The following is a 20,922-nucleotide window of genomic DNA, read 5'->3' on the forward strand; positions in this document are numbered from 1 at the left end:
ATTGCTGCTCACCATCCCCACGCCAGGCACGGCCTCGCGAACAAGCCAAGCGAATCAAGACTGTTGAGTCACGACTCTTAAGCCACGTCTGATCTCTCGGACCGACTAGTCGCGCCGCCGCGTGCTCGTGCGGTGACGCCTTCATGGCAACGCAGGCAGGGATTTTTCCATGACCAATCACACGCCGATTTTCACCTCGTCATCCGCGGCGGGCAGCTTCACCGAATTCGCCAATCTGGACGACTCGACCACGCTGCACACGCTCTCCGGAACGATGAGCTTCAAGGACAGCGACAAGACCGACACCCATACGACGTCGTCGACGCTGCAGTCCGCGGTGCTGTCCAATGGGACGATCATTCCTGCAACCTCGCTTGCGCATTTCCAGACTGCGATGCAATCGCAGATCCTGAGCGATTCAAACGGCAACGGCCAGCTCAAATGGAGCTTCAGCGACCAGGACCAGGATTTCGACTTCCTTGCCAAGAACCAGACGCTGGTCCTGACCTACGACGTCAAGGTCTCCGACAACCATGGCGGCTTCGCGATCCAGACCGTCAAGATCACCATCACCGGCACCGACGACAAGCCGGTGATCAACATGACGGCGGCCGCGACCGTCACCGAGCAGACCAACCAGACGCTGTCGCTCTGGCCCGATACGGTTCACGTGGCGCTCACCTTCACCGACGACGATCTCACCAACACCGGGCACACCGCGACCGTGATCGGCGTGTCCGCCTCCGGCGCCACCGCGGGCCTCTTGCCCGGTTCGCTTGGCAACGCCGAGCTGATGGCGTTCTTCCACGTCGACAACGTCGTCAAGACGTCCGGTTCCTCGACCGGCACCATCAACACCACCTTCTCGGCGCCCGATCTCGCCTTCGACTATCTCGCGGCGGGCCAGCATCTCGACATCACCTACACGGTGCAGCTCGACGACCATGCCGGCGGAATCTCGACCCAGACGGTCGCGGTGACCGTGGTCGGCACCAACGACAAGCCGGTGTTCCTGTCGTGCCCGGAATCGGCCGCTCTCGTCGAGGATCAAAATGTCAGTCCGACCGGCGATCTCACCGCGCATGACAGCCTGGTCTTCGCCGACATCGACCTCGCCGACGCGCATACCGTCTCGACGACGGTTACGGCGACCCGCTCGGGCGGCGGTTCGATACCCCTGACCGATGCGCAGCTCCTGGCTGCGTTCGGCACCTCGCTTCAGGATTCGACCGGCCACGTGATCGGCGAGGTCGACTGGAATTTCGCATTTCCCAATTCCTCCGCCAATTTCCTCAACGGCGGCGAGACACTCAAGCTCGTCTATCACGTTGCGGTCGACGACGGTCAAGGCGGCTCCACCACCCAGGACGTCACCATCACGATCCTCGGCACCAACCATCCCGTCGTGATCACAAGCGATCCGGAATCCTCCACCGTGGCCGAGCAGGATGCAACCACGGGCTCGTCCGCGCCCGATACGACGCCGACGATTCCGGCCGGCACGCTCGCTTTCACCGACCAGGACATCAGCGACACGCACACCGTGACGGTCACGCTCGGCTCGACCTCGGGGCCGACGCCGCCGGCCGCGACGCAGGCAGACCTTGCCGCCGCGCTGACGACCACGCTGCACGATTCCACGGGCACCGGCACCGGCAGCATCGACTGGAATTTCGCGATCGCCGACCAGGACCTCGATTATCTTGCGTTCAATGAGACGCTGACGGTGAACTACGACATCAAGGTCGCCGACGGCTCGACCAGCTCGACGCAGACCGTCTCCGTCGTCATCACCGGCGCCAACGATGGGCCCGTCATGACCAGCGGACCGGGATCGGCTTCGCTGTCCGAGCAGCCGGGCGTGACCGGATCGCAATCGCCGGACACCACGAGCCCGGTGCCGACGGGAACGCTGGGCTTCAACGACGTCGATCTGGCGGATACGCATTCGGTCAGCGTGGTGGTGGATTCGGCGGTGTGGTCGGCCAACAGTTTCGCCATCCCCGGCCAGACGCTGGTGGACCTCCAGTCGGCGCTCTCCACGGTGCTGAATGATTCCACCGGGACCGGAATCGGCGGCATCGACTGGACTTTCAGCATCGCCGACGCCGATCTCGACTTCCTCAGCGTCGGCGAGACGCTGACGGTGCAATATGACGTCAACGTCTGGGACGGCTTCACCAACGCGACCCAGATCGTCACCGTGACCATCGACGGTGCGGCCGATCCGCTGGTCTTGACGCCGGTAGCCGTTGCCATATCCGATACCGACGGCCCCGATGCCGGTGTGGCACTCGCAACCGGCGCCCTCTTCGACGTCAACCAGCCGGTCGACCTGAGCACGCCGCGGACCGTCACCGAGGTCAACGGCAGCGCCGCCAATGTCGGCCATTCGGTGGCCGGCGCGCACGGAACGCTGGTACTCAACGCCGACGGCTCCTACGGCTATGTGGCGGATTCGTCGGTCGACGCGCTGCACGCCGGCGACGACGTCACCGATCAGTTCACCTTCACGGTCGATGACGGCCAGGGCAATCTGGCCTCGACCACCCTGACTTTCGACATCGCGGGAGCCAACGACAAGCCGCTGGTCACATCGGCCAATCTCAGCGGATCGGTCACCGAAGACGCAGGTCCGCCGGTGATCCTGAACGGCGATTTCGAGACCGGCAATCTTGCCGATTGGACGGTGAGCGGCAGCCACATCCACGTGGCGCAGCTGGAGTTCGGCGGCAGCTTCGGCCACTATTCGGCCGAGCTCCTGCCGACGAGCGGCGGCCCGGAGACGCTGTCGCAGAATGTCGCGACCACGCCCGGCCAGCACTATTTCGTCAGCTTCGATCTCGTTGGCGATGCCGAGGGCGTCAACACGCCGTTCTCGATGTCGTGGGACGGCGTGACGATCCTGTCGCTCAGTCAGGTGCCGGCCGGCGTCAACCATTATTCCTTCGATCTCATCGGCGACGCCGCCCTGTCCTCGACGGAGCTGCTGTTTTCTTACGAGGACGATTCCTCCGGCATGATCCTCGATTCCGTCAACGTCAATCCGGCGACGGGACCGGCAACCGAATCCACGGCGGGCTCGCTGTCGTTCTCCGACGCCGAGACGGGGGATACGCACAGCGCGAGCTTCCTGCCGAACGGCAGCGGTTACGTCGGCACGTTCTCGCTCGATCCGGTCAGCGAGGCGGGCGGCACCGGATCCGTGGCCTGGCACTTCACGGTCGACAATTCCGACATCCAGTTCCTGGCGCAGGGGCAGACGCTGACGCAGGATTATTTCGTGACCATTGCCGACGACAATGGCGGGTCGACGACGCAGGACGTCACCGTCACCATCAACGGCACCAACGATGCGCCGACTGCGGTCAGCGAAACGGTGATCACCGATGTCGGAACGAATGCAACGGTGCAGATCCCGAACTGGGCGCTCGCCCTGAACGACACCGACCCCGACACCATCGACCATCTTTCGCTCGGCAGCATCACGACGAGCTCGGGCGGCAGTGCCTTCAAGTTCGGGGATGCCTTCTTCGGCGATGACGCAACGCTCGGCGGCTCGTTCAGCTACACGGCCTCCGACGGGATGACGACCTCGTCCAACACCGCGACCGCCACAATCATGAACAACGCGGCCGGCGCGACCGCGCTGACCGGCACCGGCGGTGACGACATCCTGATCGCCAGCAACGGGACCGAGACGATGAGCGGAGGCGGCGGCAACGACGTGCTGATCGCCACGGCCAGCGGCAATGTCATGACCGGCGGCGGCGGCAACGACACCTTCGCCTTCCTCCAGCCGTCCGGACCGAGCGCGGTCAGCGACTTCAACAACACCACCGAGCAGGACCGTATCGCCGTCTCTGCGAGCGGCTTCGGTGGCGGGTTGACGGCGGGGACGAACGTGACGTTCGAGACCTCCGGTGACGACGTGCTCTCGGGCTTCTCCCAGTTCCATTTCGACACGGCAAACCAGACGCTCTACTACAGCGCCGACGGGACGCAGGGAGCGGCGGTTGCCCTGCTCAGCGTCCAGGCCGGCGTGATGCTCAACCAGCACGACATACTGGTCGTGTAGGCCGCGGCGGGCGAGCTTCCCGAAGCCGAGGCGCGGGTCCCGAAAGGGGCCCGCGCCTTTTGCGTCATGCCCAATCTCATTCCAAAGTCATAAGAGGGATGACATCGGACAGCTTGAACTCGGCCGGATTCGCCAGCACAATGGCGGCGGAATTCACCTTTGAATTTCCAATCCGAACAATAACATAGGGAAGACGCGCTGTGGGACATGGAATGAAGGCCGCGGTCACGCTGGCGGCCGTGCTTTGCGGCGCGCCGGCCTTTGCCGGCTGGGAGCCGGCCAAACCCGTCGAGATCGTGGTTGCGGCGGGCGCCGGCGGCGCCTCCGACCAGATGGCGCGGATGATGCAGGCGGCCATCCAGAAGAACAATCTGATGAAGCAGCCGATCGTGGTCTCGCTCAAGGGCGGCGCATCGGGCGCGGAAGCGCTGATGTACATGAAGTCCAGCGAGGGCGATCCGAACAAGGTGCTGATCGCCTATTCGCTGATCTACATGCTGCCGCTGTCGGCCAAGATCCCGTTCAACTGGCGTGAGCTGACCCCGGTCTCGGTGATCGCGCTCGACCAGTTCGTGCTGTGGGACAACAGCGCGGGTCCGAAGTCGGTGAAGGAATTCGTCGCGGCCGCGAAGGCGGCGAGCGCGCCGTTCAAGATGGGCGGCACTGGCTCCAAGCGAGAGGATCATGTGCTGACCATTTTCCTCGAGCAGAAGACCGGCGCGAAATTCTCCTATCTGCCCTACAAGTCCGGCGGCGAGGCGGCGACCCAGCTCGTCGGCAACCACACCGAATCCAACGTCAACAACCCGTCCGAAAACCTCGAAGTCTGGCGCGCGGGCCAGGTGCGGCCGCTCTGCGTGTTCGACAAGGAGCGGATCTCCTACACCAGCAAGGTGACGGATACCCAGTCCTGGGCCGACATCCCGACCTGCAAGGAGGAGGGCATCGACGTCCAGTACCTGATGCTGCGCGCGATGTTCCTGCCCGGCAAGGTCACGCCGGAGCAGCAGGCATTCTATGTCGAGCTTTTCCACAAGGTGACGCAGACCGCGGAGTACAAGGACTACATGGAGAAGCAGGCGCTTAAGCCGATCTTCATCACCGGCAAGGACATGGTGCAATTCCTCGAGGAGGACGATGCAACCAACAAGGCGCTGATGACGGAAGCCGGGTTCGTCGCGAAGTAAGCGGTCTCTCTTCTCCCTCTCCCCGTTGTTGCGGGGAGAGGGCAGGGGTGAGGGGCTCTCTCCACGAGTCGAGCCTGTGGAGAGAGCCCCTCACCCGGCGCTTCGCGCCGACCTCTCCCCGCAAGAATGGGGAGAGGTAAATAATTCCCAGACTTGCACCAGAGTTCATGTCCCAAACCGATCTTGAAATCGTCGTCGACGATCCGACCGCGCCCGAGGACGATTCGCCATCCGTCGTCAGCTCCGGCACGATCGAGATCGTCGTCTGCCTTGTCTTGTTCGCGCTCGCCGCCACGCTCGGCTACGACAATTGGCGCACCGGCGCGTCCTGGGATTCGACCGGGCCCGAGCCCGGCTATTTCCCGTTCTACCTCTCCGTCATTCTCGGCGGCGGCAGTCTCTATGGCCTGGTCGTGGCGCTCGCCGCGCATCGCAAGGAAGCTGAGACCTTCGTCACGCGCGCGCAGGCCCGCCGCGTCATGGCGGTGTTCGTGCCGACGCTGCTGTTCTGCCTGGTGACGCAGTTCCTCGGCCTCTATGTCGCGAGCTTCCTCCTGATCGCGGGCTTCATGCGCCTGGTCGGCAAGATCGCGCTGTGGAAGTCGCTGCTCACCGCCTTCCTGTTCACGGCGATCATGTTCGTCACCTTCGACGTCGCCTTCGACGTCATCATGCCGAAAGGGCCGCTCGAAGCGGCCTTCGGCCGTTAGGCGGACCCGCGATGGAAGCTTTCGGTCTCCTGCTTCACGGCTTCGCCGTCCTGCTGACGTGGAAGACGCTGCTGCTGATGATGGTCGGGCTGGTGCTCGGCATCTTCGTCGGCGTGCTGCCCGGTCTCGGCGGCCCCAATGGCGTCGCGATCCTGCTGCCGCTCACCTTCACGATGGATCCGACCTCGGCGATCGTGATGCTGTCCTGCATCTACTGGGGGGCGCTGTTCGGCGGCGCGATCACCTCGATCCTGTTCAACATTCCGGGCGAGGCCTGGTCGGTCGCGACCACGTTCGACGGCTATCCGATGGCGCAGCAGGGCAGGGCGGCGGAGGCGCTGACCGCGGCGTTCACGTCGTCCTTCATCGGCTCGCTGGTCGCGGTGCTCCTGATCACCTTCCTCGCGCCGATGATCTCGTCCTTTGCGCTGAAGTTCGGCCCGCCGGAGTTCTTCGCGGTTTATCTCCTCACCTTCTGCTCCTTCGTCGGCCTCGGGCGCGAGGCCAAGCACAAGACGGTCATCTCGATGTCGCTGGGGCTCCTGCTCGCAGGCATCGGCATGGACACCGTGTCGGGCAATCTGCGCATGACCTTCGGCTCGGCCGAGCTGCTCCGCGGCATCAACTTCCTCGTCGCCGTCATCGGCCTGTTCGGCATCAGCGAGATCCTGCTGACGATGGAGGAGCGCCTGGCGCTGCGCGGACATGCCGCCAGCATCTCGCTGCGCGTCGTGCTGAGCGTGTGGAAGGACCTGCCGAAATACTGGGTGACGCTGCTGCGTTCCTCCTTCATCGGCTGCTGGCTCGGCATCACCCCGGGCGGCGCGATCGCGGCGTCCTTCATGGGCTATAACCTCGCCAAGCGCTTCTCGAAGGATCCCGAGAGCTTCGGCAAGGGCCGCATCGAGGGCGTGTTCGCGCCCGAGACCGCGGCGCATGCCTCCGGCACCGCGGCGCTGCTGCCGATGCTGGCGCTCGGCATTCCCGGCTCCGGCACCGCAGCGATCCTGCTCGGCGGCCTGATGGTGTGGGGCCTCAATCCCGGCCCGCTGCTGTTCGTCGAGCACAAGGACTTCGTCTGGGGCCTGATCGCCTCGATGTATCTCGGCAACGTCGTCGGCCTCGTGCTGGTGCTGACGACGGTGCCGATCTTCGCCTCGATCCTGCGCGTGCCGTTCGCCGCGGTGGCGCCGATGATCGTGGTCTCCTGCGCGATCGGCGCCTATGCGATCCAGAACGCGATGTTCGACATCTGGTTGATGCTCGGCTTCGGCGTCGTCGGCTACGTCTTCAAGAAGATCGGCATTCCGCTTGCGCCGTTCACCCTGGCGCTCGTGCTCGGCAACCGGGCCGAGGATGCCTTCCGCCTGTCGATGATCGGCTCCGGCGGCAACCTGAAGGTGTTCTGGTCGAACGGCCTGGTCGGCTCGATCACGACCCTGGCGATTGTGCTGCTGTTCTGGCCTGTGATCGACGCTTTGCTGTCCCGCGTCGGATTGTCGCAGGGGCCCAGGCCGGCGCCGCGGTAGGCGGAAATCCTCTCTGGAGTCAGACCTATAGGCGCCATGTCGTCCTGGTCCTAGGTATGACACACCCAGATTGTTTCCGGTTGTTGCTGCCCCGGCACAGCCCTTGAGCGCCCCCCAGCTTATGTTTTCATCACGAATTTGTGCGGAAAGGGAATTTTCATGAAGCGGATCGTGATTGGACTGGCAGCGGCGATGTCGCTGTTCGCGACGGGTGCAATGGCTGCTGACCTGGCGGCAAGGCCCTATGTGAAGGCTCCGGTCATGGTCGATCCGGTCTGGAGCTGGACCGGGTTCTACGTCGGCGGCAATGGCGGCTATAGCTGGGGCCGTTCAAGCACCGACGTCTCCTATTTCAGCCCGGTAACCGGCCTTCCGATCGCGCCTCCCGCCGGCTCGATCACCAATGCCTCGTTCGACATGAACGGCGGCATCGCGGGCGGCCAGGCCGGCTACAACTGGCAGAGTTCGAACTGGGTGTTCGGCATCGAGGGTGACCTGCAGTGGTCGGGTGAGAAGGGCCGCGCCGGCTACTCCTGCGTCGGCACCGTCGCGCCCGCCGGCGGCGTCTGTCTTCCCGGCCTGACCTTCCTTCCCGCCGGCGGTCTGGCCGGTACGACCCTGACCGTCGATCAGAGCCTCCAGTGGTTCGGTACGCTCCGCGGCCGCGTCGGCATCCTGGCAACCCCGAAGGTGCTGTTCTACGGCACCGGCGGTCTGGCCTTCGGCGAGATCAAGACCACGGGCACGATGACCGGGTTCAACGCCGCCGGCGTGCCGATCGGCTCTGTCGGCTCGAGCTCCACCACGCGCGCCGGCTGGACCGCCGGCGTGGGTATCGAAGGCAAGATCACCCAGAACTGGAGCGCCAAGCTCGAGTACCTCTACATGGATCTTGGCCGCTTCTCCTCCGGCCCGTTCACCTTGTCGCCCGCTTTGCCGATCAGCGCCAACGTGTCCTCGCACTTCACCGACCACATCCTGCGCGCCGGTATCAACTATCAGTTCGCTGGTCCGGTGGTCGCCAGGTACTAAGATCAACAAAGGCGTCTACAAGAAGCAAAGCCCGGCTCGCGCCGGGCTTTGTCGTTTCTGTCCTGATTTCCGGAAATGGCGCAGGGCCGACGATCGGACGACGCGACCGATCTGTTGCGACCCTGCCACGCCCGCAGCTTCATTTGCGCTGATCGGAAGGCCGCAGCTGTCCGGATCGAGCGCCTTGCGGTGCCATCGCGTCATTTCGCAAAATTCATCTCCGCACCAAAACCCGCTGAAACAATGGTGATTTCGCGATCACGCGAATTGCCCGCGCCTGCTTCGCGCAGGCGATCGCGGACCTGCATCCTGCAAACGACTGACCTTCGTTCGCACGACGCGGAGCGATGCGCTCTTCCCTAGTGTCGCCGCACTGAATCGCCGGCGCATCTTGCGCGCAGGCGAACAGGCAACGCCGTTTGTCGAGGGAAGAATTGATGACACGAACTTTGCTGCTTGCGGCCGCGGTCGGAATGCTGCTCGCGCCGCCCGCCCTTGCCGCCGATCTCGCGGTGCCGCACATCCATACCAAGGCGCCGCCGGTGGCCGTCGATCCCGGCTACAATTGGAGCGGTTTCTATGCCGGCCTCAATGTCGGCTATGGCTGGGGCCGCTCGGCCACCAATGCGGACTTCATCGACAGCAGGGGCGGCACGCTGCTGAGCTCCGGCGCCGGCAAGTTCGATCTCAACGGCGTCATTGGCGGCGGACAGATCGGCTTTAATTGGCAGCGCGAGATGTTCGTGGTCGGCCTCGAGGCCGATTTCCAGGGTGGCGGCCAGAAGGGCAGTCTCGATGCGCTGTGCGCGGGCGCACCGGCCGGTTTGCAGGACGGCGTCTGCACGCCGGGCCATCGCGGTGACAACACGTTCGATCCCGCGCTGCCTGTTGCGTTCAATCTCGCCCAGAAGCTGGACTGGTTCGGCACCGTCCGAGGCCGGCTTGGCGTCGCGGTGGCGCCGCGCGTGCTGTTCTACGGCACCGGCGGTCTTGCCTATGGCCGCGTCTCCACCTCCGGCAGCGTGAGCGCGATCAATGTCGGCGGCTTCCCGGGCGCAGACGGCGGAACATTCACGCCGGTTTCGGCGAGCTTCAGCAACAGCACGACCAGACTCGGCTGGAGCGCGGGTGCCGGTATCGAAGGCGCCTTCGCCGACAATTGGAGCGCCAGGCTCGAATATCTCCATGTCGATCTCGGAACCGTCTCGGGCTCGTTTGCGACCCCCGTGATCGCGCTCAGCGGCGCGCCTCTGGTGGTCGGTTATCGCTCGCATGTCACCGACAACATCCTGCGCTTCGGCGTGAACTACCGCTTCAGCGGCACGTGAGAGCGGGCGCTGCTCCGCACATCAAAAAGCCCGGCGCAAGCGCCGGGCTCTTTCGTTGGCGGCCTCGAGCGAGCGCTCACACCACTTTGGCGTCCCGGAGCCTGGCAATCTCCTCGGTGCCAAAGCCGAACTCCTTCAGCACCTCGTCGGTCTGCTCGCCGAATTCCGGCGGCCGCGCCACCATCCTGCTCGGCGTGCGCGACAGGGTCACGGGCTGGCCGACCAGGCGAATGTGGCGACCCTCGTCGTTTGGCACGTCCTGCGCGATGCCGAGATGCTTGACCTGCGCGTCCTCGAACATCTGGTCGATGGCATAGATCGGTCCGCAGGGCACGCCGGCCTCGTTGAGCTCGCGGACCCAGGTGTCGGTCGATTTCGTCACGGTGCGCTTTTCGATCTCGGCGTTGAGCGCGTCGCGATTCTTGGAACGGGCAGGGGCCGTCGCGTAGTCGGGATGGCTGTAAAGCTCGGGCGCGCCGATCGCCTGTGCGCAACGCTCCCAGATCCGCCCGCCCGTGGTGGCGATGTTGATGTAGCCGTCCGAGGTCCTGAACACGCCGGTCGGGATACTGGTCGGGTGGTTGTTGCCGGCCTGCTTGGCGACCTCCTTCTCCATCAGCCAGCGCGCGGCCTGGAAGTCGAGCATGAAGATCTGGGCCTGGAGCAGCGAAGTCTGCACCCACTGGCCCTTGCCCGAGACCTCGCGCTCCAGCAGCGCGGTGAGGATGCCCATGGCGCAAAACAGGCCGGCGGTGAGGTCGGCGACGGGAATGCCGACCCGCATCGGGCCTTCGCCCGGCGCGCCGGTGATCGACATCAGCCCGCCCATGCCCTGCGCGATCTGATCAAAGCCCGGCCGCTTGTGATAGGGGCCGTCCTGGCCGAAGCCGGAGATGCTGCCATAGACGATGCCGGGGTTGATCTCGCGCAGGCTCTCATAGTCGATGCCGAGCTTCTTCTTCACGTCGGGCCGGAAATTCTCGACCACGACGTCGGCCTTGGCGGCGAGGCGCTTGAACACGGCAAGCCCGCGCTCGTCCTTCAGGTTCAGCGTCATCGCCCGCTTGTTGCGGTGCAGATTCTGGAAGTCGGAACCGCGCCGCGGCCCGCCCGGCTGCTCGCCGCCGGCATCCTCGGTCAGCGCATCGATCTTGATCACGCTGGCGCCCCAGTCCGCGAGCTGCCGCACGCAGGTGGGCCCGGAGCGGACGCGGGTCAAATCGAGCACGGTGAAGCGGGACAGGGCATCCGAGGCATGCGGGAAGGGCATCTTGAAAGGCTCCGGGACAGATTGCGGGCCTACCATAGTGCCGAAAGACCACGCGGCAAGGCATCCTGCGGCAGGTCTGGGCCGACGCGGATGCTGCCTGTCGAATGCAAGGCCTGACCGGGCTGCCGCGATGCGTGGCGGATCAGCGCGACATTCGCTTCAGTTCGGCCCGTGCCTGCTCGGCCAGGGGGGAGTCGCCGTGACGTGCGATGAAGAGTTCGAACGCCTCCCGCGTTCCCTGCCGGCGGGCGGCTTCGTACTCCTCGGCGACGGCTGCGGAAGGATCGCGGGCCATCGGCATGGAGGCTGCGGGCCCCTGCTTGCCGCGCTCGTCCGCATTGGCTTTCCCCACCATGGCAGGCAGTCCTCCAGAGGATGAATGATCCGGCCCGGCGAGCGCCATCAGGGCGCCCAGCAGACCGGCGGCGAGCCGACATCGTTTCATGATTCTTTTGCAGACCTCGCAGGTTTGCCGCCACCGGCATCCTTGTTTCTTGTCCCGTATGACTACGGGATTTGATGGCTAACAGGACGTTTCGGAAGAACTCCGGACGGCCTCGCCCAATTTAAACCAAACGTTCAACTCTCTAGCTAGAATCATCTGTTTAACGCCCTGAATCGGACGGGGCTTGCTGCTTCGGAGTTCCCTTTGGCAACCGCGGTCACGACCACCAGGACCAACAATGCTGACATCGACGGCCTGCTGTCGGGCATCAAATGGTCGGGCACGATCACCTACAGCTTTCCCGACGCTTCCAGCGATTACGCCAATCCGTATACCGGAGGCAGCAGCGAGCCGACGACATCGGGCTTTGCCTCGGCGCCCACCCAGATGCAGGCGGCGATCAATTACGCGATCGGATTGATCCTCGGCTACACCAACGCCAGCATCCAGTACGCCGGGACGAACGGCGCCGACATCATGATCGCGCAGTCGCCGGCGGCCAACCCGACCTCCTACGCCTATTACCCCGGCAACTACGCCTCCGGCGGCGACATCTGGTTCGGAACCCAGTACAACTATTCGCTTGCCGCGCTCGGCAATTACTATTTCACGACCGCGCTGCACGAGCTTGGACACGCCCTCGGCCTCAAGCACAGCCAGGAAACGGGCGGCGTCGCCAACGTCGCCGTGCCGAGCGCGCACGACGACAGCGAATACACCGTCATGAGCTATCGCAGCTATGTCGGTGCTTCGACGACCAGCGGCTACACCAACGAAGCCTATGGATATCCGCAGACCTACATGGCCAACGATATCCTCGCGCTGCAGACGATGTACGGCGCGAACTACACGACCCAGGGCGGGACCACCGTTTATACCTGGAGCGCGACCACGGGGCAGGAGTTCATCAACGGCGTTGGCCAGCCGGCCGACAATGGCGGTGCCGGTGGCTCGGCCAATCGCATCTACGAGACGATCTGGGACGGCGGCGGCGTCGATACCTACGACCTGTCGAACTACACGACGAACCTGAGCATCAACCTCAATCCGGGTGCGTCGTCCGTGTTCTCGTCGGTTCAACTGGCCAATCTCGGCAATGGCCATTACGCCTCGGGCAACGTCTACAATGCCTATCTCTACAACAGCGACGCGCGTTCCTACATCGACAACGCCATCGGCGGTTCCGGCAACGACACCATCGTCGGCAACGCCATCGCCAACGCGCTGAACGGCGGCAACGGCAACGATACGCTGACCGGCGGCGGCGGCAACGACACGCTGACCGGCGGATCGGGCTCGGACAAGGCGGTGTATTCGGGCAATTACGCGAACTACAGCTTCGCCTACAATTCCGGCTCGCAGACCTTTACGGTCACCGACCAGCGTTCCGGCTCGCCCGATGGCACCGATACCGTCACCGGGATCGAGTCCTTCCAATTTGCAGACCAGACGATGTCGAGCGCGGCTCTGACGAGCCTGCTCAGCCCCGTCGTGGTCGAATCCTTCGGTGCGACCAGCCTGGTGGTGGAGAACAACAACTACCATCTCAATCCCGTTTCGGGTGGGGATGGTCCCGTACTGAAATACGGCGGTCCGGCGGTCACGGTCGGTCAGTTCGGCAGTTGGACATTCATCGGCGCAGAACAGACCGCCAGCGGCTTCGAAGTCGCGCTTCATCTGTCCGGTGCCGACCAGTACACCGTCTGGAACACGGATACGAACGGCAACGTCAACGCGAATGCCGTGGGAGGGATTGTCTCGGGCTCGAGCTTTGCCTTCGAATCCCTCGAGACGAGCTTCCATCAGGATCTCAATGGCGACGGCACGATTGGCGTCCCAGGCACCGTGATCGAATCCTTCGGCGCGACCAGCTTGGTGGTGACGAACAACAATTACTATCTGAATCCCGTTTCGGGTGGGACTGGTCCGGTATTGAAATACGGCGGCCCCGCGGTGACGGTCGGTCAGTTCGGCAGTTGGAGCTTCATTGGTGCAGAGCAGACCGCCAGCGGTTTCGAAGTCGCCCTTCATCTGCCCGGTGCCGACCAGTACACGGTCTGGAACACGGATACGAATGGCAACGTCAATGCCAATGCCGTGGGAGGGGTCGTGTCGGGCGCGAGTTCCGCACTGGAATCCCTCGAGACGAGCTTCCATCAGGATCTCAACGGCGACGGGACGATTGGAGTCCCTCCCAACGTGATCGAATTCTTCGGCGCGACCAGCTTGGTGGTGACGAACAACAACTACTATCTGAACCCCGTTTCGGGTGGGACTGGTCCCGTACTGAAATACGGCGGCCCGGCGGTGACGGTCGGTCAGTTCGGCAGTTGGACTTTCATTGGCGCAGAACAGACCGCCAGCGGCTTCGAAGTCGCGCTCCATCTGCCCGGTACCGACCAGTACACGGTCTGGAACACGGATACGAACGGCAACGTCATTGCCAATGCCGTGGGCGGGGTCGTCGCGGGCGCGAGCGCCGCCCTCGAATCTCTCGAGGCGAGTTTCCATCAGGATCTCAACGGCGATTCTTCAATGGGGGCTCCCTCGGCTGGTCTGGATTGGCATCTGACAGCGTGACTGCTTTCCCGGCAGCCAACGGAGTGCAATCCCGCCCCGGCCGTCATGACCGTTTCATGCTCGGCTGACGGCGCGGCCCTCCTCGCGTCGAATCGGCGCAGACCCGGCGTGGGCCTTTCCGTCACAACTTGGGTGTAACGTCGCGATCAGTGGGACATGGAGGATAATTTTTCGCGACCCGCTGATCCTCATTGTCTTCAATCCCGCGCCTGCACTATGCTCGCGACGGCGAAGGCAAGTTTAAGAGTAAAAAAAAGCGCGTCAAAATTGAACCTTGTCTGACCCGGCGCGACCACTAGAAAGCCTGCGGTGCATCACGCAACGGTTGCGTGACGAAATGCCGACAAAGTCCGTTTCCGCTTTTCCAAATAGCGTTGCGTATCGAGCCATTTAGACCACGAAAGCCTATTGCGGACGCCGAAAACGGCGGGGGAAGTTTCAGCGATATGTGAAAATGATGCGTGCACGCGCCAAGCGCGCGCTGCGGCAGCGAAGATTTGTGCATGGCAACAAGCTGATATCTCAGCTTCATCTCGGGAGGACGAAATGCGTCGAATTGCACTCTGGGCGCTGGTGGCGGGATTGTTCATACCAGTGATCGCATCGCAGCCGGCTCACGCGCAAGCCTCAAGAACCTGGGTGTCCGGCGTGGGCGACGACGCCAATCCGTGCAGCCGCACCGCGCCCTGCAAGACCTTTCCCGGCGCGATCTCGAAAACGGCGGCTGGCGGCGAGATCAATTGTCTCGACCCGGGTGGCTTCGGCGTCGTGACCATCACCAAGGCGATCTCGATCTATTGCGAAGGCACCATCGGCGGCATCCTGGCGGCCGGCACCAACGGCGTCATCATCAACGCTGCCGCGACCGACCACATCGTGCTGCGCGGCCTGGACATCGAGGGCTTCGGCACCGGACTGAAGGGCGTCACGGTCCTGCAGGCGGCTTCGGTGGTCATCGAGCATTGCTTCATCAGGGATTTCAACTCCGCGGGTAGCATTGGCGTCTCGTTCACCCCGAGCAACGCCGGAGCATTGTTGATGATCCGGGATAGTATCATCTCGCACAACGGCTCTGGCATCGACGGCACCGGCGTTCTGATCAATCCAAATGGCGGGAGTGCCAAGGTTCTCATCAACAATTCCTCCATCAACAAGAACTTCGTCGGCGTGAATGCCCAGGGATCGGTCAATCTGCAGGTCAACAACAGCAACATCTCCGAGAGCCTCAGTACCGGCGTTGCTCAGGGTGGTGTCGCGAATATCCGCATCGGTCGGTCCATGATCGTGAACAATGCGGGAATTGCGACGGCGGGCACCGTGCTGTCCTATGGCGACAATCAGATTAACGGCAACGGTCCGGACACCACACCAGGGTCGGCGGGCGGCTACAAGTAGTCCATCTCCCCCATTACCGTATGCACAAAGCCCCGGGCGATCTTCGCCCGGGGCTTTTGTCTTATGCGCGCAAAACGTGCACGGTTGGTCCGCCCTTGCCGCAAGCGCGTATAGCACGGCGCCGCGTCTTCCATTAAGTCTGGCCGTTCGTCTAACTCTCGCCACGTGCCCGGATTGCTGCTCCGGCAGGGATTGGGAATTCCAATACTCGTCGATAGGTACTGGCTTTTCGCCTCGAGCCCGGGATGGAATTCACAGAGCGAGACTAGACACCGAAGCAACATCGACACGGTCAGGAACGCTCGATTCCATGATTAGCCTGGACCCGGCGAAAAACGATACCTCCGTCACCTTGAATCTCTTGAGAGCAATCGCGGCGCAAGTGGTTTGTATCGGACATGCTTGGGGTGTTGGAGGGCTTGGGAAGACCTATGTCCCCGCTGATGGTGTCTTGTTGTTCTTTGTTCTGTCCGGCTTCCTGATTGCCTACACCCTCGATAGCAAGTCAGAGTCGCCTTCCTACGGTTTGGTCGACTTCGGCATTGAGCGGTTCGCGAGGATCTATACGGCTTACCTGCCGGCCATATTGGCTATTGGACTCGCGACGCTTGGTCTCCGATGGTCCGACATCGAAATTGTCGCGGATCCGGTCGATTTGAAAACCTACATAGGCAACTTGTTCATGCAGCAGAACGTGCCTTGCTGTCTGAGTGTAGGCACATTCGGGACGGCCGGGCAATTGACTTCGGTTGCACTTGAGTTTCACATCTACTTCTTCGTGGGTGCGATATACTTTCTGCTCTGCGGCAAGAACGTTCTATTGTGCAGCCTCGTTGCTGCGCCGTTTTCTTTCATGCCGCTCGCCTATTTCTCCAACATCCCGGGCACCGATCGCGCGCTGTTCGTGCTGTGGCTTATGGCCTTTGCCTCTTATTACGTCGTAAAAGGCGTGATCGGGTACCGGCCGAATGTCCTGTTCTGGTGTCTGGCATTCGTCGTCACCCTGGCGACCTGGCTGATCCAGCGCACGCCCGGCGATGATGCAAACCTGGGGCAATATCCCATACTGGTTTTGTCGTTCCTCAGCTTGATCCTGGTGTCGCAGCACGTCCGCATCATGCCGCATCGGCTGGCCACGCTGATCAACCTTGCTGCCGACTATTCCTACTCGCTCTTTCTAATCCATCTCACGACGTTGCGGTTGATCTTCAGTGTCTGGCCGAACGTCTCCATCTGGAGATCGCTATTCGCGGTCATCGTGGCGAACGCCCTTGCTTATGTTTTCGCGCTGCTTTTTGAGCGACACTATCATCGCGTGTCGGACTGGATAAAAGCCGCTCTCGGCCGGCCGTCGCGCGAGTGGCGCGGCGGGCCGCCGGCAAGAGCGGCTGCTGGAGACGGGCAATCGTGATCTGGATTCCGTCATCCGGCCGGAATAACCTGTGGCAGCTGCCATCGATGAGAAGCCGGTAATGAGTAGGACACGCCCAGATATGAATTGTCGTCGTCTGGTCCGCTCGCTGCGGCTTGCCGTTCTTGTCCTCGTGATCGCGGCACCCGTGCTCGCGGCGCCGGCCGGTGCCCACGCCCAGTCGTTGCGCCAGGGCGTCTCCGCCTTCCAGCGCCAGGACTATGTGAGGGCCTCGCGCATCTTCATTCCGCTCGCCGAGCGGGGCAATGCGGCGGCGCAGACCTATCTCGGCTTCCAGTTCGAGACCGGCCGCGGCGTGCCGCGGAACTACACGGAAGCTGCGATGTGGTACCGGCGGGCGGCCGAGCAGGGCGACAGCCGCGCGCAATATTCCCTCGGGCTGCTCTACGACCGCGGCCAGGGCGTGCCGCAGGACATCGTCGAGGCCTCGAAATGGCTCAATCTGTCGACGGCCGCCGCGCCGCCGCCGGCGCGGGAGGCGCGGGCCCGGATCCGCGATGCCGTCACGACCAAGATGACCCGGGGAGAGATCGCCCAGGCTCGTCTGCGGGCGCTGGAATGGGCGCCGAGCCGAGAGCACTGATCCGCCGGCCCTGACAAGCGCCACGCCATCGGCCGCGCTCGGCACGGGGGCGGGTGGCGCTATCGCCATCATGACATCATGCCGGTGTTTTGCCGACGTGTCAAAGGGGATTCGTAAAATCCGCAAAGTGTCCGCGCCGGTCGTCAAGTCATTGACAAGGCTGCACCCGGCTACTGTGCATGGGGTTGTTTTCGGGGTTTTTTGTCTGCCGCCCTGAATGACGATTTGCCGGATCACCCTAACCCGGCCAGCCGCCGAGCCAGTTGGTGTACCAGACCTCGCCCAGCCAGCCGATCCAGATCGCCGGCGCCAGGAAGAGCCCGAACGGCAGGAAGGCCGTAGCGCGGAGCCGCTTTCTTCGCAGCGCGGCATTGGCGACATAGGCGCCGATCGCGACCAGCGCCGCAAGCTCGATCACTGCGGCCACCGTCGTGAGCTCGAGCCAGGCGCCGCAGACCGCGGCGAGCTTGACGTCGCCGAGCCCGAGCCCGTCGCGGCCGCGCCAGCGCCGGTAGAGCAGCATCAGGAGCAGGAGCGGGAGCGCGACCGAAACGGCGCGGACGACTGCCCAGAGCATCGCGTCGGCGCCCGTCTCCAGCGCGAATCCGCCCGCGCGGAGCAAAGCGAGCGCGAAGGCCGCGCCGGTCAGCTCGTTCGGAATGAGATAATGGCGGGCATCGTGCGCCGCGATCGCGAACATCAGCGCGGCGAGGAACGCGCCGTAGAGGCCTTCGGCGCCCGGCGCTGCGACGAGGCTTGCAAGCACACCCAGCAGCAGCGCGAGGCTGAGCGCGAGCGGAGAGCCCGTCCCGTCGTTCGCGACCGGGTCCGTCACGCCACTAGCGCGCCGCCGTGGGCGGGTTCACCGTGACGACCGGATTGCTGGTGCCGACCAGGCGGCTGTTCATCTTGCTGCGCATTTCCTCGGCGATCACATGCGCATCGACGCCGTCCTTGATGACGGTCGGGCGGATGAACAGGATCAACTCGGTGCGGGCGCGTGTGTTGGTCTGATGCGAGAAGGCGTCGCCCACGCCCGGAATGGAATCCAGGATCGGCAGGCCCTGGCGCTGCCTGTTCTCGGTCTCGCTGATCAGGCCGGCGAGCAGCACGGTCTGACCGCTGGTCACCGCGATCGAGCTCTTGACCCGGCGCTGCGAGATCGTCGGCGTCAGCGAGTTGGCGCTGCCGGCGGCGACGCTCGAGATCTCCTGCTCGATGTCGAGCACGACGTTGCCGTTGGCGTTGGCGCGCGGCAGCACGCGCAGGATGATGCCGGTGTTCTTGTAGTCGATGGTGTTGACCACGGTGTTGTTGGCGGTCAGCACGGTCGCGGTGCCGGTCGAGAACGGAACCTGGTCGCCGACCTGCAGCGTCGCCGCCTGATTGTCCAGCACCACCAGCGACGGGTTCGAAAGCACCTTGACGTTGGTGATGCCGTGCAGCGCGTCGAGCACGACGCGCGGCGAGTTTTCCGCACCGATCAGGAAGTTGAAGCCGGGCAATGCGCGCCCGAGCAGGGCGCCGGCCGCGGCATTGACGGCGTTGCTCGCCGGCTCGGTGTTGCTGCCGACCGTGGCGCTGTTGCTGATGCCGGAGACCGTGTTGGAGATCGAGCCTTTCTGGCTCGCCAGGAAGAATTGCACGCCATAGTTCAACTGGTCGTTCAGCGTGACCTCGGCGATGGTCGCCTCGATCGCAATCTGGCGCTGCGGCCGGTCGATCTGCCGGATCGTCTGCTCGACGACGCGTTGCGATTCCGCGTTGGCATAGACCAGCACGGCGTTGTTGGTGACGTCGGCGGTGATCCGCACGTTCTGGAGCACCGCACCGGCCGGTTTCGCAGCCGTGCCGAGCAGCGAGCCGGAGCCGTTGTCCTGGCCGGGTGCGCCGGCCACGGCAGGGGTGGAACGCGCGGCCAGCGGCGAGCCGGGCGCACCGGTGACCGGGGTTGCCGCACCCGCAGCCGCAGTCGGAAGTGCGCTGAGCGAGGCTACCGGATTGGTCCCGGACGAGGACGTCGCGATGCCCGCGCCCGGCGAAATCTGGCTCGCGGAATTGTCGAGCGACGAGGTGCTGGTCGCGCTCTGGCTGAACAGGATCTCGTTCAGCAGCGCCACCACCGCTTTGGAATTGCCGTAGCGCAGCGGATAGGATTTCAGGTTCACGCCGTCGGTGTCGGAGCGGTCGAGCCGCGCGATCCACACCTGCGCGCGCTTGAGATATTCCGGCTTCTGGCTGACGACCAGGATCGAGTTGAGGCGGCTGATCGACTGGAACTTGACCACGCTCTGGCTCAGGCCGCCTTCGCCCGAATCCATGATCTTTTCCATCTCTGTGATGAGCGGCTCCGGCGTGGAGTTGCGCACCGGGAAGATGCCGACCGATTGCCCGCGCATCCAGTCGGCGTCGAAGGAGAGGATGGTGTCGACCGCGGTCGCCCGGTCGGTGCCGCTGCCGCTGACGAGCAGCGTGTTGCGGGCACTGTCGGGACGCATGGTCGAGGCCTTCACGCCGAAGGCGTCGAGCAGCTTGAAGATGTTCTGGGCCGAGACATAGCGCAGCGGCACCACCGTGATGCCCTGGCCGGCGGCGGCGTTGGCGGAGCGATCGATGCCGCCGGGACCGGCTTCCGGCGCCGGCAGCAGGCGGTAGCCGGCGCGGTCGCGCACCAGCGCCACGCCGGACATGCGCAGCGCATTCTCCAGCACATAGACCGCGTCGGCCTTGGGGACGGGGCGCACCGAGGCGAGCGTGACGGTCCCCTGTACGCGCGGGTCGATCGTGTAGCCGACGTTGAGTACGTCACCAAGGATGACCTTTGCGACGGTGGCGACCGGCGCGTTCTCGAAATTGAGGTCGTAACCGCTGCCGCCGCTGTCGTCGCGCTCTGCGATCGCGCCGCCTTGCGGCGTTGCACCATCGCTGAGATAGATCGCAGGCCTTGACGATTTCGCCTGCGCAATGCCGCTTGCCCCTGCATCCGAAGGTTGTCGCGGCTGAAGGTCGAGGGAGCGGACCTTGTCGGCGATGTCCTGCGCGCGCGGATCCTTTGGATCCGCCTCGATCGACTGGTCCGCTGTGACGATGCAGGCCGTGAGCAGGAAGGCGGACGACAACAGAACGAGCGTTCCAGTCAACGCTGAGCGAAGACGCAAGAGCGGCTGGACCACCTCAAACAAAATACGCCTGCCAACGCTGGATGTGACTGGAGATGGCATCCGATCCCCCTTGGTTCGGACGCGCAATAATTTGCGCCACGATTATGTTTTTGCTAAGAAATAAGTCAAGGGCAAAGGGCCTTCCGTAACCCGCCGAAGTTGTTGCATTCAGGTAACAAGGTCAACGCTGTG

The 20,922-nt window shown here is 63.8% G+C and carries 14 protein-coding genes; 10 read left to right on the forward strand and 4 right to left on the reverse strand.

Translation table 11 applies throughout. The annotated features are described in order from the left end of the window. The first annotated feature begins 169 nt into the window (after window positions 1-169). The 6 genes from JQ572_RS22090 to JQ572_RS22115 all read left to right on the forward strand — a co-directional run bounded on the left by JQ572_RS22090 (window position 170) and on the right by JQ572_RS22115 (window position 9,864). Window positions 170-4,078: a beta strand repeat-containing protein gene (locus JQ572_RS22090; RefSeq protein ID WP_211384940.1), complete on the forward strand. Its 3,909-nt coding sequence runs from the start codon at window positions 170-172 to the stop codon at window positions 4,076-4,078. A gap of 212 nt (window positions 4,079-4,290) precedes the next feature. Continuing rightward, window positions 4,291-5,265 (forward strand): Bug family tripartite tricarboxylate transporter substrate binding protein, encoded by a 975-nt coding sequence (locus tag JQ572_RS22095; RefSeq protein WP_211384941.1) that lies wholly within the window; start codon window positions 4,291-4,293, stop codon window positions 5,263-5,265. 167 nt (window positions 5,266-5,432) lie between these two features. Beyond that, entirely contained in the window at window positions 5,433-5,975 is a 543-nt protein-coding gene (locus JQ572_RS22100) for a tripartite tricarboxylate transporter TctB family protein (RefSeq protein WP_211384942.1), read from the forward strand. Between the two features lie 11 nt (window positions 5,976-5,986). Then, window positions 5,987-7,504 carry a tripartite tricarboxylate transporter permease gene (locus JQ572_RS22105; protein ID WP_211384943.1) on the forward strand — a complete coding sequence of 506 codons (1,518 nt, stop codon included), beginning with the start codon at window positions 5,987-5,989 and terminating at the stop codon, window positions 7,502-7,504. 159 nt (window positions 7,505-7,663) lie between these two features. Next, window positions 7,664-8,536: an outer membrane protein gene (locus tag JQ572_RS22110; protein ID WP_211384944.1), complete on the forward strand. Its 873-nt coding sequence runs from the start codon at window positions 7,664-7,666 to the stop codon at window positions 8,534-8,536. A gap of 437 nt (window positions 8,537-8,973) precedes the next feature. After that, window positions 8,974-9,864, forward strand: a complete 891-nt coding sequence (locus JQ572_RS22115) for an outer membrane protein (RefSeq protein WP_211384945.1) — start codon at window positions 8,974-8,976, stop codon at window positions 9,862-9,864. A 76-nt stretch (window positions 9,865-9,940) separates the two neighbouring features. Here JQ572_RS22115 and JQ572_RS22120 read toward each other — a convergent pair whose 3' ends face one another. Further along, complete coding sequence (locus JQ572_RS22120) at window positions 9,941-11,134, reverse strand: CaiB/BaiF CoA transferase family protein (RefSeq protein ID WP_211384946.1); 1,194 nt, start codon at window positions 11,132-11,134, stop codon at window positions 9,941-9,943. A gap of 142 nt (window positions 11,135-11,276) precedes the next feature. Further along, window positions 11,277-11,579, reverse strand: coding sequence for a hypothetical protein (locus JQ572_RS22125; protein ID WP_211384947.1), 303 nt, complete (start codon window positions 11,577-11,579; stop codon window positions 11,277-11,279). 204 nt (window positions 11,580-11,783) lie between these two features. On the opposite strand from JQ572_RS22125, the gene JQ572_RS22130 reads away from it, so the two are divergent. From JQ572_RS22130 to JQ572_RS22145, 4 genes are all read left to right on the forward strand, one after another. After that, window positions 11,784-14,159, forward strand: a complete 2,376-nt coding sequence (locus tag JQ572_RS22130; RefSeq protein WP_249129186.1) for a M10 family metallopeptidase C-terminal domain-containing protein — start codon at window positions 11,784-11,786, stop codon at window positions 14,157-14,159. A 408-nt stretch (window positions 14,160-14,567) separates the two neighbouring features. Continuing rightward, on the forward strand, window positions 14,568-15,554 hold the full coding sequence (locus tag JQ572_RS22135; RefSeq protein WP_249129187.1) for a hypothetical protein: 987 nt from the start codon (window positions 14,568-14,570) through the stop codon (window positions 15,552-15,554). Between the two features lie 310 nt (window positions 15,555-15,864). Continuing rightward, window positions 15,865-16,965 (forward strand): acyltransferase family protein, encoded by a 1,101-nt coding sequence (locus JQ572_RS22140; protein WP_211384948.1) that lies wholly within the window; start codon window positions 15,865-15,867, stop codon window positions 16,963-16,965. 82 nt (window positions 16,966-17,047) lie between these two features. Next, complete coding sequence (locus tag JQ572_RS22145) at window positions 17,048-17,569, forward strand: tetratricopeptide repeat protein (protein ID WP_249129188.1); 522 nt, start codon at window positions 17,048-17,050, stop codon at window positions 17,567-17,569. Window positions 17,570-17,807: 238 nt separating this feature from the next. Here the strand turns inward: JQ572_RS22145 and JQ572_RS22150 are convergent, their stop codons facing one another. Together JQ572_RS22150 and gspD are read right to left on the reverse strand one after the other, a co-directional pair. After that, complete coding sequence (locus JQ572_RS22150) at window positions 17,808-18,404, reverse strand: prepilin peptidase (protein ID WP_211384949.1); 597 nt, start codon at window positions 18,402-18,404, stop codon at window positions 17,808-17,810. A gap of 4 nt (window positions 18,405-18,408) precedes the next feature. Further along, complete coding sequence (gspD, locus tag JQ572_RS22155) at window positions 18,409-20,790, reverse strand: type II secretion system secretin GspD (RefSeq protein ID WP_211384950.1); 2,382 nt, start codon at window positions 20,788-20,790, stop codon at window positions 18,409-18,411. Window positions 20,791-20,922: the final 132 nt, after the last annotated feature.

Source organism: Bradyrhizobium sp. SZCCT0153, assembly GCF_018129995.1.
In the GTDB taxonomy this organism is placed as follows: domain Bacteria; phylum Pseudomonadota; class Alphaproteobacteria; order Rhizobiales; family Xanthobacteraceae; genus Bradyrhizobium; species Bradyrhizobium japonicum_G.

Bases quoted from the DNA above. Each gene is read 5' to 3' on its own strand.
- JQ572_RS22090 (WP_211384940.1), top strand. From the start codon at position 170: ATGACCAATCACACGCCGATTTTCACCTCGTCATCCGCGGCGGGCAGC.
- JQ572_RS22145 (WP_249129188.1), top strand. From the start codon at position 17,048: ATGAATTGTCGTCGTCTGGTCCGCTCGCTGCGGCTTGCCGTTCTTGTC.
- JQ572_RS22110 (WP_211384944.1), top strand. From the start codon at position 7,664: ATGAAGCGGATCGTGATTGGACTGGCAGCGGCGATGTCGCTGTTCGCG.
- JQ572_RS22105 (WP_211384943.1), top strand. From the start codon at position 5,987: ATGGAAGCTTTCGGTCTCCTGCTTCACGGCTTCGCCGTCCTGCTGACG.
- gspD (WP_211384950.1), bottom strand. From the start codon at position 20,790: ATGCCATCTCCAGTCACATCCAGCGTTGGCAGGCGTATTTTGTTTGAG.
- JQ572_RS22125 (WP_211384947.1), bottom strand. From the start codon at position 11,579: ATGAAACGATGTCGGCTCGCCGCCGGTCTGCTGGGCGCCCTGATGGCG.
- JQ572_RS22100 (WP_211384942.1), top strand. From the start codon at position 5,433: ATGTCCCAAACCGATCTTGAAATCGTCGTCGACGATCCGACCGCGCCC.
- JQ572_RS22115 (WP_211384945.1), top strand. From the start codon at position 8,974: ATGACACGAACTTTGCTGCTTGCGGCCGCGGTCGGAATGCTGCTCGCG.
- JQ572_RS22095 (WP_211384941.1), top strand. From the start codon at position 4,291: ATGAAGGCCGCGGTCACGCTGGCGGCCGTGCTTTGCGGCGCGCCGGCC.
- JQ572_RS22120 (WP_211384946.1), bottom strand. From the start codon at position 11,134: ATGCCCTTCCCGCATGCCTCGGATGCCCTGTCCCGCTTCACCGTGCTC.
- JQ572_RS22140 (WP_211384948.1), top strand. From the start codon at position 15,865: ATGATTAGCCTGGACCCGGCGAAAAACGATACCTCCGTCACCTTGAAT.